Source organism: Lysinibacillus sp. JK80 (assembly GCF_027557635.1).
GTDB lineage: Bacteria > Bacillota > Bacilli > Bacillales_A > Planococcaceae > Lysinibacillus > Lysinibacillus capsici.
This window is the reverse complement of sequence record NZ_CP058997.1, coordinates 1,991,528-2,007,960: the sequence shown is the minus strand read 5'-3', so window position 1 is coordinate 2,007,960 and position 16,433 is coordinate 1,991,528. Positions and strand designations below refer to the sequence as shown.

Genomic DNA, 16,433 nt, shown 5'->3' with positions numbered 1-16,433 from the left:
CAAAGTGTAGACTTTATCAGAATCTTTCGTTAGAATAGTCTATGTTAGTAAAACAATTCTATGCAAATGTTTGATGGGAGGATGTATTATGAATATCCATGAATATCAAGGGAAAGAGATTCTGAGAAAATATGGTGTAGCTGTACCAAACGGAAAAGTTGCTTTTTCCCCTGATGAAGCTGTAAAAGTAGCGAAGGAACTTGGCTCAAACGTAACAGTAGTCAAGGCGCAAATCCATGCAGGTGGACGCGGTAAAGCAGGCGGTGTCAAAATCGCTAAAAACCTTGACGAGGTGCGCACATACGCAAAAGAGTTATTAGGAAAAATTTTAGTGACTCATCAAACAGGTCCAGAAGGAAAAGAAGTAAAACGTTTGTATATTGAAGAGGGTTCTGATATCCAAAAAGAATACTATTTAAGTCTAGTATTAGACCGTGCCACATCTCGTGTAACAGTGATGGGATCTGAAGAAGGCGGTATGGATATTGAAGAAGTAGCAGAAACAAATCCGGAAAAAATCTTCAAAGAAGTTGTAGATCCTGTAGTTGGATTAACAAGCTTCCAAGCACGTCGTATGGCGTTTAATATGAATATTCCAGCAAACCTTGTAGGGAAAGCTGTTAAATTAATGTTAGGCTTATATCAAGCATTTATCGACAAAGATGCATCAATTGTAGAAATTAATCCACTTGTTGTAACTGGACAAGGCGAAGTAGTAGCATTAGATGCTAAATTCAATTTTGATGCCAATGCATTATATCGACATAAGGATATTGTCGAATTACGCGATTTTGACGAAGAAGATGCAAAAGAAATCGAAGCTTCAAAATATGACCTAAGCTATATTTCATTAGATGGAAATATTGGCTGTATGGTTAACGGTGCTGGTCTTGCAATGGCAACGATGGATACAATTAGTTATTACGGCGGAAGCCCTGCTAACTTCCTAGATGTAGGGGGCGGTGCAACAGCTGAAAAAGTAACAGAGGCTTTCAAAATTATCCTTTCTGATCCAAACGTAAAAGGCATTTTCGTAAACATCTTTGGTGGAATTATGAAGTGTAACATTATTGCTGAGGGTGTTGTAACGGCTGCTAAAGAGATTGGTTTAGCTGTGCCATTAGTTGTACGCTTAGAAGGTACAAATGTTGAACTTGGAAAAGAAATTTTAAATGCATCTGGTTTAAACATCGTTGCAGCGGATTCAATGGCTGACGGTGCACAAAAAATTGTGGGACTAGTAGGCTAAGGAAGGCAGGGAGAACAATGGCTGTATTTATTAACAAAGATACGAAGGTAATTGTACAAGGGATTACGGGCGAAACAGCTCTTTTCCATACGAAGCAAATGCTTGAGTATGGTACTAAAATCGTAGCAGGTGTAACACCAGGTAAAGGTGGACTTGAAATCGAGGGAGTTCCTGTTTTCAATACAGTAGCAGAAGCTGTAGCTGCAACAGGTGCTACAACTTCAGTTATCTATGTACCTGCACCATTTGCGGCAGATGCAATTTTAGAAGCTGTTGATGCTGAATTAGAATTAACAATCTGTATCACAGAGCATATTCCTGTCCTTGATATGGTTAAGGTTAAACGTTATATGGAAGGCAAAAACACTCGCCTAGTAGGTCCAAACTGTCCAGGTGTTATTACAGCTGATGAATGTAAAATTGGTATCATGCCTGGTTATATTCATACAAAAGGCCATGTAGGAGTTGTTTCTCGTTCTGGTACATTAACATATGAAGCAGTACACCAATTAACACAAGCTGGAATTGGTCAAACAACTGCAGTAGGTATTGGTGGAGACCCTGTCAACGGTACAAACTTCATTGATGTGCTTGAAGCTTTTAATAATGATCCAGAAACATACGCAGTTGTTATGATTGGTGAAATCGGTGGTACAGCTGAGGAAGAAGCAGCGGCATGGATTAAGGCAAATATGACAAAACCTGTTGTAGGCTTTATTGGTGGACAAACTGCACCTCCTGGCAAACGTATGGGTCACGCTGGTGCTATCATTTCTGGTGGTAAAGGAACAGCAGCGGAGAAAATTAAAGCAATGAACGAAGCTGGTATTGAAGTTGCAGAAACACCTTCTGTAATTGGTGAAACATTGATTAAAGTAATTAAAGAAAAAGGGCTATACGAAAAGTGTAAAACCCATTAAAATGGAAGATGTAGCCATTACGGCTACATCTTTTTCATTATTTATACACTGTTTATCATACTTCATTCAACAATTACCTACTTACTTATGAAGAAATCAACAATTTTGTGGCAGATGTTATAAATAATAATGCAATGTTGTGTTGAAAATTATCATGCGGTCATTTAATTTCTTCTATTATAAAAGGAGGTTTATTGAATGATTCTCGCAGTAGATACGCAGAGATTACTAGCCTTACATTATGTGTACCCATTACCACTACAGAAACTTCAGCAATTGTTGTCCCCTGTGAATATTTTAAGCTCTTTTGAAGACATTCATTATGACGACCTCGCAAACGTTTTACAAATATCGGCACAAAAAGCACATCAACTTTCTCAGCGCTTTCGACAAATTATGACAACACCACTTGAAGAGGCCTATGCACGGGCTAATATTTTCCCCATCCCGTTTTATCATCCCTATTTCCCGGCGCAATTATTTGAAATATCAAGTCCACCTACTGTATTGTATGTGAAAGGTCAATATTCCCTGTTAACAAACAAAAAACAGATAGCTATTATAGGCTCTAGGAAGGCGACAGCGTATTCAAAAAGAGCGATAGACTTAATTGTCCCGCCGCTTATTCAACGTGATTATACGGTTGTTAGTGGGCTTGCAAGAGGTGCAGATACAATGGCACATAGGGCGACTATCGATATGGGCGGTCATACAATAGCTGTGCTTGGACATGGTTTTAATTATCTCTATCCATCAGAAAACCGCATTCTTGCTACGCAAATGGCAGAGCACCAGTTATTAATGACAGAATATCCTCCTTATATGAAGCCTGAAAAATGGCATTTCCCAATGCGTAACCGAATCATAAGTGGTTTATCTCAAGCATTAGTTGTGACAGAAGCGGCATTAAAAAGTGGCACGCTTATTACAACAGAGCTTGCATTAGAGCAAGGAAAAGATGTGTTTGTGGTGCCAGGACCTATAGACGCAACGCAATCAAAAGGGACAAATCAATTGCTTTTTGAAGGAGCAATTCCCATAGTGAATGGTCATCAAATCATTGAAACATTAGACCTCTTTTCTAACAAAAATTGAAAAAAAGTTGCATTATCTTAAAATCTGTTATACATTTTGCAACAGGTAACTTAAAAAATTAGTAATAGACCTCGCTAAGGGGGAGACATAGATGGCGGATTATTTAGTGATTGTAGAATCACCAGCAAAAGCAAAAACAATTGAACGGTATTTAGGAAAGAAATATAAAGTGAAAGCGTCGGTTGGACACGTACGGGATCTTCCACGTAGTCAGATGGGCGTTAGCGCGGAAAATAATTTCGAGCCTAAATATATTACGATACGTGGTAAAGGACCTGTGTTACAGGAATTAAAGTCTGCTGCTAAAAAAGTAAAGAAAGTTTATCTAGCGGCCGATCCAGACCGCGAGGGAGAAGCAATTGCTTGGCACCTTGCGACTGCATTAAATATTGATATTCACTCAGATTGTCGTGTTGTATTTAATGAAATTACTAAAGATGCAATTATAGAGTCTTTTAAAAACCCACGTCCAATTAACATGGATTTAGTAGATGCGCAGCAAACAAGACGTATATTGGATCGACTTGTTGGCTATAACATTAGCCCAATTCTATGGAAAAAGGTAAAAAAAGGTTTATCAGCGGGTCGGGTACAATCTGTAGCACTACGCATGATCATTGATCGTGAAAATGAAATTAAAAACTTCCAACCTGAAGAATATTGGACAATTGAAGGAACGTTTGAAAAGGGAAAAAAATCATTTGATGCCCTTTACTATGGAAATGGTAAAGACAAAATAAAATTAACAAATGAAGCACAAGTAAAGGCAATCTTAAAAGATGTTAAAGGAACAAACTTTGATGTTGTCAATGTAACGAAAAAGGAACGTAAGCGTAATGCTGCACCAGCCTTTACAACATCATCTTTACAGCAAGAAGCTGCACGAAAATTAAATTTCCGTGCTAAGAAGACCATGATGCTAGCTCAGCAATTATACGAAGGTATAGATATTGGAAAAAAAGAGGGGACAGTCGGGTTAATTACTTATATGCGTACCGATTCCACACGTATTTCTGATACGGCAAAAGCAGAAGCGGTTACGTACATTGAGGGTAAATATGGAAAAGAATACATTGCAACAGAAATAAAACAAACAAAGAAAGCTTCAAATGCACAGGATGCGCACGAAGCAATACGTCCAACAAGTACAATGCGGACACCAGATGAATTAAAGGCGGTACTTAGCCGTGATCAGTTACGCTTATATCGCTTAATTTGGGAGCGCTTTATTGCGAGTCAAATGGCACCGGCAGTACTTGATACTGTAGCTGTAGATCTTCAAAATGGTGATGTTTTATTCCGTGCAAATGGCTCACAAGTTAAATTCGCAGGCTTTATGAAACTATATATTGAAGGTACTGATGATCAAACTGAAGAGACGACAAAACTTTTACCTGAGATGGAAATTGGTGATCAAGTAAAATCGCTTGAAATCGAGCCTAAACAACATTTTACACAGCCACCACCACGTTATTCTGAGGCGCGACTTGTTAAAACAATGGAAGAACTAGGAATTGGGCGCCCGTCCACATATGCACCGACCCTCGATACAATTCAGCGCCGTGGCTATGTTGTATTAGATGCTAAACGCTTTATGCCAACAGAGCTAGGAGAGATCGTACACCAACTCGTACTAGAATTTTTCCCAGATATCATAAACATCGAATTCACAGCACAAATGGAACAAGATTTAGATGATATTGAAGAAGGCAATCGACAATGGAAAAAAGTTGTGGAGGAATTTTACAAAGACTTTGAAGTCCATGTAAAACATGCGGATGAAGCTATGGAAAAGGTTGTCATTAAAGATGAGCCTGCAGGAGAAGACTGTGAGCTTTGTGGATCTCCAATGGTCTTTAAGCTTGGACGATATGGCAAATTTATGGCTTGTTCTAATTTCCCGGATTGTAGAAATACAAAAGCGATTATGAAGCCTATTGGTGTGAAATGTCCTTCCTGTGAAACGGGCGAAATTGTGGAGCGAAAAAGTAAAACAAAGCGTCTATTCTATGGTTGCAATCAGTATCCTGAATGTGAATTTGTCTCATGGGACAAGCCGATTAATAGACCATGTCCAAAATGTAGTGCATTATTAGTAGAGAAAAAGATAAAAAAAGGTGTGCAAATTCAATGTACGAAGTGTGACTATGAAGAAGCACCAACTCAATGATAGGAAGATGGTAAGAAACATGACTGAACAAGTAGTAAATGTAATTGGAGCAGGGCTGGCAGGTAGTGAGGCAGCTTGGCAAATTGCTAAGCGGGGTATAAAAGTTAAACTCTATGAAATGCGTCCAGTAAAGCAGACACCAGCGCACCATACTGATAAATTTGCTGAGCTTGTTTGTTCTAACTCATTGCGGGCAAACGGGTTAACAAATGCTGTAGGCGTTATAAAAGAAGAAATGCGTATGTTAGATTCTGTTATCTTAAAGGCAGCAGACCAATGTTCAGTACCTGCTGGAGGTGCCTTAGCAGTAGATCGTCACGAATTTGCAGGGTATGTAACTGAAACTGTGAAAAACCATCCACTTGTGGAGGTTATTCATGAAGAAGTCACAGAAATTCCAGAAGGTATTACAGTTATTGCAACAGGACCATTAACTTCAAAAGCTTTAGCTGAAAAAATTCAAGGTTTAACGGGTTTAGATTATTTATACTTTTACGATGCAGCAGCTCCTATTATCGAAAAAGATAGTATTAATATGAATAAAGTTTATTTAAAATCTCGTTATGATAAAGGGGAAGCGGCTTATTTAAACTGTCCTATGACAAAGGAAGAATTCGATCGTTTCCGCCAAGCATTAATCGAAGCTGAAGTTGTACCATTGAAGGAATTTGAAAAAGAAATTTACTTTGAAGGTTGTATGCCAATTGAAGTCATGGCAGCTCGTGGAGAGAAAACTATGTTATTTGGTCCGATGAAGCCAGTAGGTCTTGAGGATCCTAAAACAGGAAAACGTCCATATGCAGTTGTTCAACTTCGTCAAGACGATGCAGCAGGCACGCTTTACAACATTGTAGGCTTCCAAACGCATTTAAAATGGGGGCCACAAAAGGAAGTGCTACAGCTCATTCCTGGGTTAGAGAATGTAGAAATTGTTCGCTATGGCGTCATGCACAGAAACACCTTCATTAATTCACCGAAAGTTTTAGAAAAAACATATCAACTTCGTGAGCAAAAGAATATTTTCTTTGCAGGTCAGATGACTGGTGTAGAAGGCTATGTTGAATCAGCAGGTAGTGGATTAATTGCAGGAATAAATGCAGCTCGTTTAGCCTTAGGACAAGAGCCGATTATTTTCCCATTCGAAACGGCATTAGGAAGCATGGCGCGTTATATAACAGAAGCACAGTCGAAAAACTTCCAGCCTATGAATGTAAACTTCGGCATCTTCCCTGACTTACCACCTGGTCGTCGTTCTAAGCCAGAGCGTGCGGAAATGCATGCAACACGCGCAATAAGCACAATTCGAAATTTTGTGAATTCACAAACAATTTAATTGCCAAAAGCCTCTAAAAGTTGTTATACTCTTAGAGGCTTTTTCTTTTTGTAGACAAAATGCTTAATTAGACGTATTTTATTATTTTGTATGGAGTTTTTCTCAAAATATAACTATTTACACTTGCTATATTATGAAGATAGGTTTAGTGTCAATATGTATGTTTATTAATGATAAGGAAAACGATACAAACTTGTAAGAGATGACAAAGGATTGTATATCCGTTATATTACAAGTGTCAGTCATTTAAGAAAATTATTAATAAATTATTGGTGGTGAATCTTTCTGTGTTAGTTTCGTCCCAAGATGCACTCGAACAGTTCATGCTTTACATCCAAGTTGAAAAGAACTTCTCTGTTCATACAGTGCGAGAATATGAATCAGACCTGCTAGATTTTTTAACCTTTTTACAAACGGAGGGAATCGATGATTTAGCAAGTGTTGAATATATACATGCACGTCTTTATGTAACAAAGTTGTACGATGAGAAAAGGGCAAGGGCTTCTATTTCAAGGAAAATTTCCTCAATACGCTCCTTTTTTCGCTTTCTAAATAGACAGTACGGATTAGATGACGGAGCCTTTCGTTCGCTTTATCATCCGAAAAAAGAATCACGTTTACCTAATTTTTTCTACGAAGAGGAATTGAAACAGTTATTTGATGCGAATACTGGTGATGATTTGAAATCATTAAGAAATATAGCTATATTAGAGCTGTTATATGCAACAGGTATTCGTGTGAGTGAACTGACTTCAATTCAAGTAGAGGATGTAGATTTTCATTATTCGATTATACGAGTAATGGGCAAAGGTCGAAAAGAACGAATCATTCCATTTGGTCAATTTGCGAGTTTAGCAATGCAGGACTACATAGAGCAAGCTCGTCCACGATTGATGAAAAAAACGAATCATCTGCAGTTGTTTGTCAATATGCGTGGTGGGGAACTTACTCCTAGAGGGGTACGTCATATTTTAAACGAAATGATTGATAAGGCCTCACTCCATACGAAAATTTACCCACACATGCTTCGCCATACTTTTGCTACTCATTTATTGAATAATGGCGCAGATTTACGGACGGTGCAGGAGTTATTAGGTCACTCACATTTATCTTCTACACAAGTTTACACACATGTAACAAAAGAGCATCTTCGTCAAACATATATGAATGCTCATCCAAGGGCATAATAGAGCTAAGGAGGAAGGCAGATGGGACAAATTCATGCAACAACGATATTTGCGGTTCATCATAACGGAGGCTGTGCTATGGCTGGTGATGGTCAAGTAACATTGGGAAATGCAGTTGTGATGAAGGGTACAGCAAGGAAGGTCAGACGTCTGTTTAATGGGCAGGTCCTCGCTGGTTTTGCAGGTTCAGTTGCTGATGCCTTTACACTTTTTGAAATGTTTGAAGGCAAATTAAATGAGTATAACGGTAATTTGCAACGGGCAGCCGTTGAGGTAGCGAAGCAATGGCGTGGTGATAAAATGCTGCGCCAGCTAGAAGCAATGCTACTAGTAATGGATAAAACGACTTTATTACTCGTTTCGGGTACAGGAGAAGTGATTGAACCTGATGATGGCATTTTGGCCATTGGCTCTGGAGGCAATTATGCATTGTCTGCAGGTAGAGCATTAAAAAAATATGCAGGTGAAACAATGACTGCTCGTGAAATAGCTGAAGCGGCATTAGAAACAGCTGCTGAAATCTGTGTATTTACAAATCATAATATTATCGTGGAGGCGCTGAACTAATGACACAAAAAAATTTAACGCCAAGACAAATTACTGAGCATTTAGATCGTTACATTGTTGGGCAGAATGAAGCTAAGCGAGCAGTAGCTATTGCGTTACGAAACCGCTATCGTCGTTCGTTGTTAAATGAAGATATGAAGGCTGAAGTTATTCCGAAAAATATTTTGATGATTGGGCCAACTGGTGTCGGCAAAACAGAAATAGCCAGAAGGATTGCAAAGCTTACCAATGCACCTTTTGTAAAAGTTGAAGCGACAAAGTTTACCGAAGTAGGCTATGTGGGTAGAGATGTTGAATCAATGGTCCGTGACTTGGTAGAAGCTTCTCACCGTCTAGTTAAAGAAGAAATGATGGAGTCAGTCAAGGAACAAGCAGAAGAATTAGCAAATGAAGCAATCGTGAAACTTTTGGTGCCTTCTTTACGTAAAAAACAGGCGATGCAAAATCCGTTTGAAATGCTATTTGGTGGGAAAGAACAACCAACAAATGATGATTCATCAGCAGATGATGGAGAAGTTCGCTCGAAGCGTGCTCAAATTGCCATTGATTTACGCAATGGTAAGTTAGAAAATGAGTGGGTTACTGTAGAGGTAACAGAACAAAATCCATCCATTTTTGATGCGTTACAAGGAACTGGGATGGATATGTCTGCGAATAGTGGTATGCAGGATATGCTCTCTAGTTTAATGCCTAAAAAACAGAAAAAACGCCGTGTGCAAGTAAAAGACGCGCGTCGTATTTTAACAATAGAAGAAGCAAATAAGCTGATAGATGCTGATGAAGTAGCACAGGAAGCCATTAATAGAGCTGAGCAAACGGGTATCATTTTTATTGACGAAATCGATAAAATTGCTAGTAAAGAAGGAAATACTTCGGCGAATGTCTCCCGTGAAGGAGTTCAACGTGACATTTTACCAATTGTAGAAGGTTCTACGGTTACTACGAAGTATGGTGCAGTGAAAACGGATTATATGCTGTTTGTTGCTGCTGGGGCATTTCATATGTCAAAACCATCAGACCTAATTCCCGAGTTACAAGGCCGTTTCCCAATTCGAGTAGAGCTAGAAAAATTAACAAAACAGGATTTTGTCCGTATTTTACAAGAACCAGATCAATCATTAATTTTGCAATATAAAGCACTTTTAGAGACAGAAGGCGTAGAAATTCATTTCACGACAGATGCTATTGAACGAATTGCTGAGATAGCAACTGAAGTGAATCAGGAAACAGACAATATCGGAGCTCGTCGTTTACACACGATATTAGAACGTTTACTGGAAGAACTATCGTTTGAGGCATCTGAAATTGCGCCTGCCAGTATCCCAATCAATGCGGCGTATGTGGATCAAAAACTTGCGGGAATAGTAAAAAACAAAGATTTGTCACAGTTTATACTGTAAGATAAAGCTGATTAGTATCATTCAATAATAAAAACCTTTAGAATATTTAGTAAATACTCTTCGGATTATTTATAGGAGGAACATATAATGAATTTATTAGAAAAAACACGTAAAATTAACTCGATGCTTCAAGCTTCTGCTGGTAAGCCAGTAAACTTTAAGGAAATGGCCGATACATTAGGCGATATTATCGATAGTAATGTCTATATTTTAAGTCGTAAAGGTAAATTATTAGGTATTTCAATTCACCAACAAATTGAAAATGAACGTATGAAAAAAATGTTCGAAGAGAGACAGTTCCCAGAAGAATACACACATAGCTTATTTACGATCTCTGAAACATCATCAAATTTAGATATTAATAATGAACATACTGCTTTCCCGGTAGAAAATAAAGATTTATTCCAAAATGCTTTAACAACAATTGTACCAATCGTTGGTGGTGGTGAGCGTTTAGGAACATTAATCCTTGCTCGTTTATCTTCACAATTTGAAGATGATGATCTAATTTTAGCTGAGTATGGTGCAACAGTGGTTGGTATGGAAATTTTACGTGAAAAGTCGGAAGAAATTGAAGAAGAAGCCCGTAGCAAAGCTGTCGTGCAAATGGCTATTAATTCACTTTCGTACAGTGAGTTAGAGGCAATTGAACACATTTTCGAAGAACTTGATGGTAATGAAGGCTTACTAGTTGCTTCTAAAATTGCTGATCGAGTGGGTATTACACGCTCGGTGATCGTAAACGCATTACGTAAACTTGAATCAGCAGGTGTCATTGAATCTCGCTCTTTAGGTATGAAAGGTACTTATATTAAAGTACTAAACGATAAATTCTTAAATGCTTTAGCAGAAATTAAAATGAAATAAATACTTCTTTTAATAAGCTAATGAAAGCGTCTATGGTAAGCATAGACGCTTTTTATGTTGTTGAAAAAGACAATATTGAAAAAGACCTTTTAGAAAGGTGAGGGGTGCTTTAGGTTTCGTCATCGTCCAATCCAGAGGAGCGTACAATGAATCCGTTAGTCGAACATGAGGAAAAGTGACTTTTCAGACTAGTGATTGTAATTTTTGCTTTTAATGTAGAACGGTGGAGTAGAAGGCTAATTGATTCCCATGTGAGAAAGGGGAGACCTTAAACAGAGCGGTAGTTTTGTACTTTAAACTGAGTGAGAGAGAAGTATAGTGGCAAGCAGGTAGTGTGGAATGAAAGCCGTTTTCATCTTTCATAAAATGTATTGTTTTTCAAAACAATGATGGTGTCTATGGTAAATATAGACGCTTTTTTGTGTATTTTCGAAATTTTAGGGCATTTGTTTTTTTAGAGAATTAATATAAAAACATGGATTTCGTTGCTTTTATCCTAAAAATGTTCGATAATTTGTCACTACAATTAGCATATAAAAAATGCTGATATGTTACTTTTGAATAATGGTGAATAAACTTATAGTCACTGTATAAAAAATACTCCCATAGTGATTAAACTAGTAAAAAGGGACCTTTATTTAAAAGGATTAAAAAAGGCGATAAACCTCATAAAAAGGCATTTTTCACAATAAAATCGTAAACACTGTCGAAATGGTGTAAAATAACTAGATGATTATCAATCTTTACTGAAGCCTAGAGACGCAAAGGATGGGGAAGTTTTGTCATGGTTGAGAGGGAGAAAAAATAGGGCGTATAGACTATTAAAAAGTGACAAAAGACAATAGACACTAGGTATCATCTTAATTACAATTGTATTATTGGATAAATTAACAAGTACATAGATTTAAATAAAATGAGGTGAACAGTTTTGAATTTATTTGGAGGAACTATTAGTAGCCTGGAAAATGGACTTTCCTATGCCACTTTAAATCATAAAACAATCGCAAATAATATCGCGAATGTCGATACACCTAATTATAAGGCGAAAAATGTTAGTTTTAAGGATATGTTGGAAGAGCAGAAGAGCATAGCTATTTCTGCATACCGCACTGATAATAGACATTATGATTTCACGTTTCGACAATCTACACCAGGTGTCAATATTGTTGAGAACTTGCGATATAGAAACAATGGCAATGCTGTAGATATGGATGCTGAGCAAGCGAAATTAGCAGAGAATCAAATTTATTATAATGCTCTAATCGATCGTGTTAATGGGAAATTAAACACATTGAATACTGTTATTAAAGGAGGTAAGTAATAGATGTCTATTTTTCATGGGATGAATACCACTGCCTCCGCATTAACAGCGCAACGTTTACGTATGGACGTTATTTCTTCTAATATGGCTAACATGGATACAACTCGCGCTCGTCAAGTGAATGGGGAATGGGAACCATATCGACGTAAGTCCGTGACGCTGTCAGCTCAAGAAGGACAATTTTCTAATTTTTTGAATATAGCACTAGGTAAAAATGCAAAAAGTGGTGTTGGTAATGGTGTGAAAATTACTCGAATCTCAGAAGATCAAGAAACACCTTTCAAACTTGTATATGACCCAACTCATCCAGATGCGAATGCAGATGGTTATGTAAACATGCCTAACGTCGATCCATTAAAAGAAATGGTTGATTTAATGTCGGCTACTCGTTCTTATGAGGCGAATATAACTGTATTTAATGCGAATAAATCCATGCTTACAAAGGCTTTAGAGATTGGTAAATAAATTTAAGTAGAAAGGAAGATACATACATGGCCATTTCGTCCATTTCGCTAATGACACCTACTCAGGTTGTAAATAACACGAATAAACTGAATGCTACACCTTATGAAGCGCAACAAAGCTTCGCGAACTCGTTAAAAGAAGCAATTGCAAAAGTAAATGATCAACAAATAACTTCTGATAAATTTACTCAGAAGCTAATTAAAGGTGAAGATGTGGAGTTGCATGAAGTGATGATTGCTTCGCAAAAGGCAAGCATTACCCTAAACGCAACAATTGAAGTTCGCAATAAGGTGATTGAAGCTTACCAAGAAATAATGCGCATGAGTGTTTAATTTTATTGTAAAGATAAGAAACCTCTTTTCAATATAAATTAACAACCACAAATCAGAGTGGCTCATTATGTTCGCAAATTATTGATGGCTAGGTTATTCACTATAACCGGAGGATTCATAATGAATGAACGATTGACAAAAATAAAAAACGACACCAGTCAATTTTGGACAAGTCGAAGTAAAAAGCAAAAAATAGTTATGATTGGCTCCGTGGTAGTTGTAATCGCACTAGCAGCAATTGTGACATTTTTTGCTTCCAAAACTACATATGTTCCACTTTATAAAGATTTATCAACACGGGAAATTGGACAGGTAAAGGAAGCGCTAGATTCCCAAGGTGTGACCTATCAAATTGCTCCAGGTGGAACATCTATTTTAGTGCCAGAAGAGCAAGTTGACTCCTTATTAGTGCAATTAGCTTCAGAGGGATATCCACAAACAGGATCAATCGATTACTCATTTGCTAATAGTTCAGGATTTGGTATGACTGATAATGAATTTAACCTATTAAAAAAAGCAGCTACTGAAACTGAAATTGCTAAACTTTTCAAAAATCTGGAAGGTGTAAAAGATGCAAAAGTTATGATTACTGTTCCTGAGGAAGGTGTATTCGTAACGGATGTTCAAGGAGAGGCAACAGCATCTATCGTTTTAAATACTGATCCTGGCTATAAATTTACGGAACAGCAAATAACTACAATGTACAATTTAGTGTCAAAAAGTATTCCGAATTTAAAGACTGAAAATATAGTGATCTCTAACCAATTTTCAGAGTACTTTGATCTGAATGCAGCAACAGCTGATGGTACTTCCACAACAACAGCTGAAGGCCAATTACAAATGAAGAAATTGGTAGAACGAGATTTACAACGTCAAGTACAAAATATGCTTGGAACGTTGATGGGACAAGATAAAGTAATGGTTTCTGTCACAACGGATATTGATTTCAAGAAAGAAAATCGTGAAGAAAATCTTGTGACACCTGTTGATGAAGAAAATATGGAAGGTATTGCCATAAGTGCTCAGCGAATTACAGAGCAATATTCTGGTACAGGAGCAGCTGCCGCTGCTGGAACACCTGAAGCTGAAACAACTACTGATAACTTCACAACTTATAATGAAGGTACAGCAGGAAATGGTGATTACGAACGTACGGAAGAAACGATTAATAATGATGTGAACCGTATACGTAAGGATATTCAAGAAGCTCCTTATAAAATTCAGGATATTGGTATTCAAGTAATTGTTGAACCACCGACAGCAACTGACGCAGCGTCATTACCAGACGGTGTTCGAGAAGATATTGAGAAAATTTTAAGTACAATTGTACGTACAACAATTTCCAAAGACGTAGCAGCAGAACTTACTCAAGAGCAGATCGATGAAAAAGTGGCGGTATCTGTACAACCATTATATGGTAAGGCAACAGAGGTAGCTGATGAAAAACCAATCATTCCATGGTGGGTTTGGGTTATCGGAGGTATCTTGTTAGCTGTTATCTTATTACTAGCATTCTTCATTATCCGTTCACGTAAACGTGCGAAGGAAGAAGAAGAGTTAAGTATCCTAGAAGAACAAGAAGAATTAATGGTTGATGATATTAATGAAGAAATTGAAACGGAAGCTACAATGCGTCGTAAGCAGCTAGAAAAAATGGCCAAAGAAAAGCCAGACGATTTTGCAAAGTTACTGCGTAGTTGGATTGCTGAAGACTAACTAGGAGGTTCGGCTGTGTCCAAGAAAGATAAAGAATTAACCGGAAAACAAAAGGCCGCTCTCTTGTTAATTTCATTAGGGCCTGAAGTTTCAGCTTCTGTCTATAAGCACTTAACAGAGGAAGAAATTGAACGTTTAACATTAGAAATTTCAAGTGTTAAAAAAGTAGAATCAAATGTAAAAGAAGAGATTATTGAAGAATTTCACAATATTGCACTCGCGCAGGACTATATCACACAAGGTGGTATTGGCTATGCAAAAACAGTATTAGAAAAAGCACTTGGCGTAGAACAAGCACAAACAATCATCAATCGACTAACATCTTCATTACAAGTACGCCCGTTTGATTTTGCTAGAAGAGCTGACCCAGCGCAAATTTTTAACTTTATCCAAAATGAACATCCTCAAACAATTGCCCTAATCCTCTCTTATTTAGAAGCAGGGCAAGCGGGGGTTATTTTATCTTCTTTACCACAGGAAGTACAAGCTGACATTGCTAAACGTATAGCGGTCATGGAATCGACTTCACCAGAAGTGATTAGCGAAATTGAATCTGTGTTAGAACGTAAATTATCATCAACCGTTACGCAGGATTATACAGAAACTGGTGGTATTGATGCAGTCGTTGAAGTTTTAAATGGAGTAGATCGACAAACAGAAAAAACAATACTCGATGCACTGGAAATACAAGACCCAGAACTTGCAGAGGAAATCAAAAAACGTATGTTTGTGTTCGAGGATATTGTTACACTCGACAATCGTTCCATTCAGCGTGTTATTCGTGATTGTGAAAACGAAGACTTACTGCTTTCAATGAAGGTATCAAGTGAAGAGGTAAAAGATATTATATTCCGCAATATGTCACAACGTATGGCTGAAACATTTAAAGAAGAAATGGAAATTATGGGACCTGTACGTTTACGTGACGTAGAGGAGGCACAATCTCGAATTGTTGCTGTTATTCGTCGTCTAGAGGATGCTGGAGAGATTATTATTGCTCGTGGTGGAGGAGATGACGTCATTGTCTAGAATCATCCGTTCTATTTACACTAAGTCTGATAGCGATAATGTCAAAGAAATACAAATCCGTGATATGTTTGAAGCGATGGAAGAATACCAAGAAGAAGGACCTCCTCAGCATCAATTAACGTTGGATGAAGTCGTGGCAGAGCGAGATCGTTTACTTACTGAAGCAAGAACTGCTTTGCAAGCTGAACGAGAGATGTTTGAACAGGAAAAGCATAGGCACTATCAAGAGATTGAATATTTAAAGCTAAATTGGGAGGAAGAGAGACCCAATCGTGTTCAAGAAGCTTATGATGAGGGATTTGGACAAGGCTATGAAGATGGCGTGAATAAGGCCACTGAAGCAATGGCTCAGTCACTTCAAACAGCGAATGAAATAATGATGTTAGCGAAAGAAAATGCTCAAAAATATATTGAAGATCAAGAAGCGGTAATTTTAGAGTTAGGTTTAACTGCTGCAGAAAGAATTATTGGTACTTCGTTAGAACAGGATAACGAACTATTTGTATCGATTGTGCGTAGAGGGCTGAAAGAAGCTAGAGAAATGAAGGAAATTAAAATTTATGTTTCGCCAGCTTATTATGCTTTAATTACGACCAACCGAGATGAATTAGCAGAAATGTTCCCAATAGACGTACCATTAATGATTTTTGTTAATGAAGATTTGGATAATGAGACAGATTGCTATATTGAAACAAATCATGGAAGAATTATGGTTAGCATCGATGAGCAATTAAATGCACTCAGATTAAAGTTACATGAAATATTAGAGAGTAAGGAATGAT

The 16,433-nt window shown here is 37.6% G+C and carries 15 protein-coding genes; all 15 read left to right on the top strand.

The genetic code is table 11. The features are described 5' to 3' along the window. Positions 1–88: 88 nt before the first annotated feature. The 15 genes from sucC (at position 89) to fliH (ending at position 16,432) form a co-directional block, all read left to right on the top strand. Complete coding sequence (gene sucC / locus HXV90_RS10555) at positions 89–1,249, top strand: ADP-forming succinate--CoA ligase subunit beta (RefSeq protein ID WP_036080495.1); 1,161 nt, start codon at positions 89–91, stop codon at positions 1,247–1,249. 17 nt (positions 1,250–1,266) lie between these two features. Beyond that, a complete protein-coding gene (gene sucD, locus HXV90_RS10550) occupies positions 1,267–2,169 on the top strand; it encodes a succinate--CoA ligase subunit alpha (protein WP_004229280.1) in 903 nt (300 codons plus the stop codon). Positions 2,170–2,367: 198 nt separating this feature from the next. After that, the gene (gene dprA, locus HXV90_RS10545; protein ID WP_269898931.1) at positions 2,368–3,264 is read left to right on the top strand and encodes a DNA-processing protein DprA; all 897 of its coding nucleotides are present in this window, start codon (positions 2,368–2,370) and stop codon (positions 3,262–3,264) included. A gap of 91 nt (positions 3,265–3,355) precedes the next feature. Continuing rightward, on the top strand, positions 3,356–5,434 hold the full coding sequence (topA, locus tag HXV90_RS10540; protein ID WP_016994084.1) for a type I DNA topoisomerase: 2,079 nt from the start codon (positions 3,356–3,358) through the stop codon (positions 5,432–5,434). Between the two features lie 19 nt (positions 5,435–5,453). After that, positions 5,454–6,767 carry an FADH(2)-oxidizing methylenetetrahydrofolate--tRNA-(uracil(54)-C(5))-methyltransferase TrmFO gene (gene trmFO, locus HXV90_RS10535; protein ID WP_269898930.1) on the top strand — a complete coding sequence of 438 codons (1,314 nt, stop codon included), beginning with the start codon at positions 5,454–5,456 and terminating at the stop codon, positions 6,765–6,767. A gap of 287 nt (positions 6,768–7,054) precedes the next feature. Next, the gene (xerC, locus tag HXV90_RS10530) at positions 7,055–7,954 is read left to right on the top strand and encodes a tyrosine recombinase XerC (protein WP_004229272.1); all 900 of its coding nucleotides are present in this window, start codon (positions 7,055–7,057) and stop codon (positions 7,952–7,954) included. Between the two features lie 21 nt (positions 7,955–7,975). Next, positions 7,976–8,521, top strand: coding sequence for an ATP-dependent protease subunit HslV (gene hslV, locus HXV90_RS10525; protein WP_004229270.1), 546 nt, complete (start codon positions 7,976–7,978; stop codon positions 8,519–8,521). After that, on the top strand, positions 8,521–9,921 hold the full coding sequence (hslU, locus tag HXV90_RS10520; protein WP_004229268.1) for an ATP-dependent protease ATPase subunit HslU: 1,401 nt from the start codon (positions 8,521–8,523) through the stop codon (positions 9,919–9,921). The genes hslV and hslU overlap by 1 nt, the downstream gene beginning before the upstream one ends. An 87-nt stretch (positions 9,922–10,008) precedes the next feature. Beyond that, positions 10,009–10,788 carry a GTP-sensing pleiotropic transcriptional regulator CodY gene (gene codY, locus HXV90_RS10515; RefSeq protein WP_004229266.1) on the top strand — a complete coding sequence of 260 codons (780 nt, stop codon included), beginning with the start codon at positions 10,009–10,011 and terminating at the stop codon, positions 10,786–10,788. Positions 10,789–11,716: 928 nt separating this feature from the next. Next, a complete protein-coding gene (flgB, locus tag HXV90_RS10510; RefSeq protein ID WP_048391621.1) occupies positions 11,717–12,109 on the top strand; it encodes a flagellar basal body rod protein FlgB in 393 nt (130 codons plus the stop codon). A gap of 3 nt (positions 12,110–12,112) precedes the next feature. Beyond that, a complete protein-coding gene (gene flgC, locus HXV90_RS10505) occupies positions 12,113–12,574 on the top strand; it encodes a flagellar basal body rod protein FlgC (protein ID WP_054550512.1) in 462 nt (153 codons plus the stop codon). A gap of 26 nt (positions 12,575–12,600) precedes the next feature. After that, the gene (gene fliE / locus HXV90_RS10500) at positions 12,601–12,906 is read left to right on the top strand and encodes a flagellar hook-basal body complex protein FliE (protein WP_004269303.1); all 306 of its coding nucleotides are present in this window, start codon (positions 12,601–12,603) and stop codon (positions 12,904–12,906) included. Positions 12,907–13,026: 120 nt separating this feature from the next. Next, positions 13,027–14,622, top strand: coding sequence for a flagellar basal-body MS-ring/collar protein FliF (fliF, locus tag HXV90_RS10495; protein ID WP_016994578.1), 1,596 nt, complete (start codon positions 13,027–13,029; stop codon positions 14,620–14,622). A gap of 15 nt (positions 14,623–14,637) precedes the next feature. Further along, a complete protein-coding gene (gene fliG / locus HXV90_RS10490; protein ID WP_008180783.1) occupies positions 14,638–15,651 on the top strand; it encodes a flagellar motor switch protein FliG in 1,014 nt (337 codons plus the stop codon). Continuing rightward, the gene (gene fliH / locus HXV90_RS10485; protein WP_269898929.1) at positions 15,644–16,432 is read left to right on the top strand and encodes a flagellar assembly protein FliH; all 789 of its coding nucleotides are present in this window, start codon (positions 15,644–15,646) and stop codon (positions 16,430–16,432) included. The genes fliG and fliH overlap by 8 nt, the downstream gene beginning before the upstream one ends. Position 16,433 lies beyond the last annotated feature (1 nt).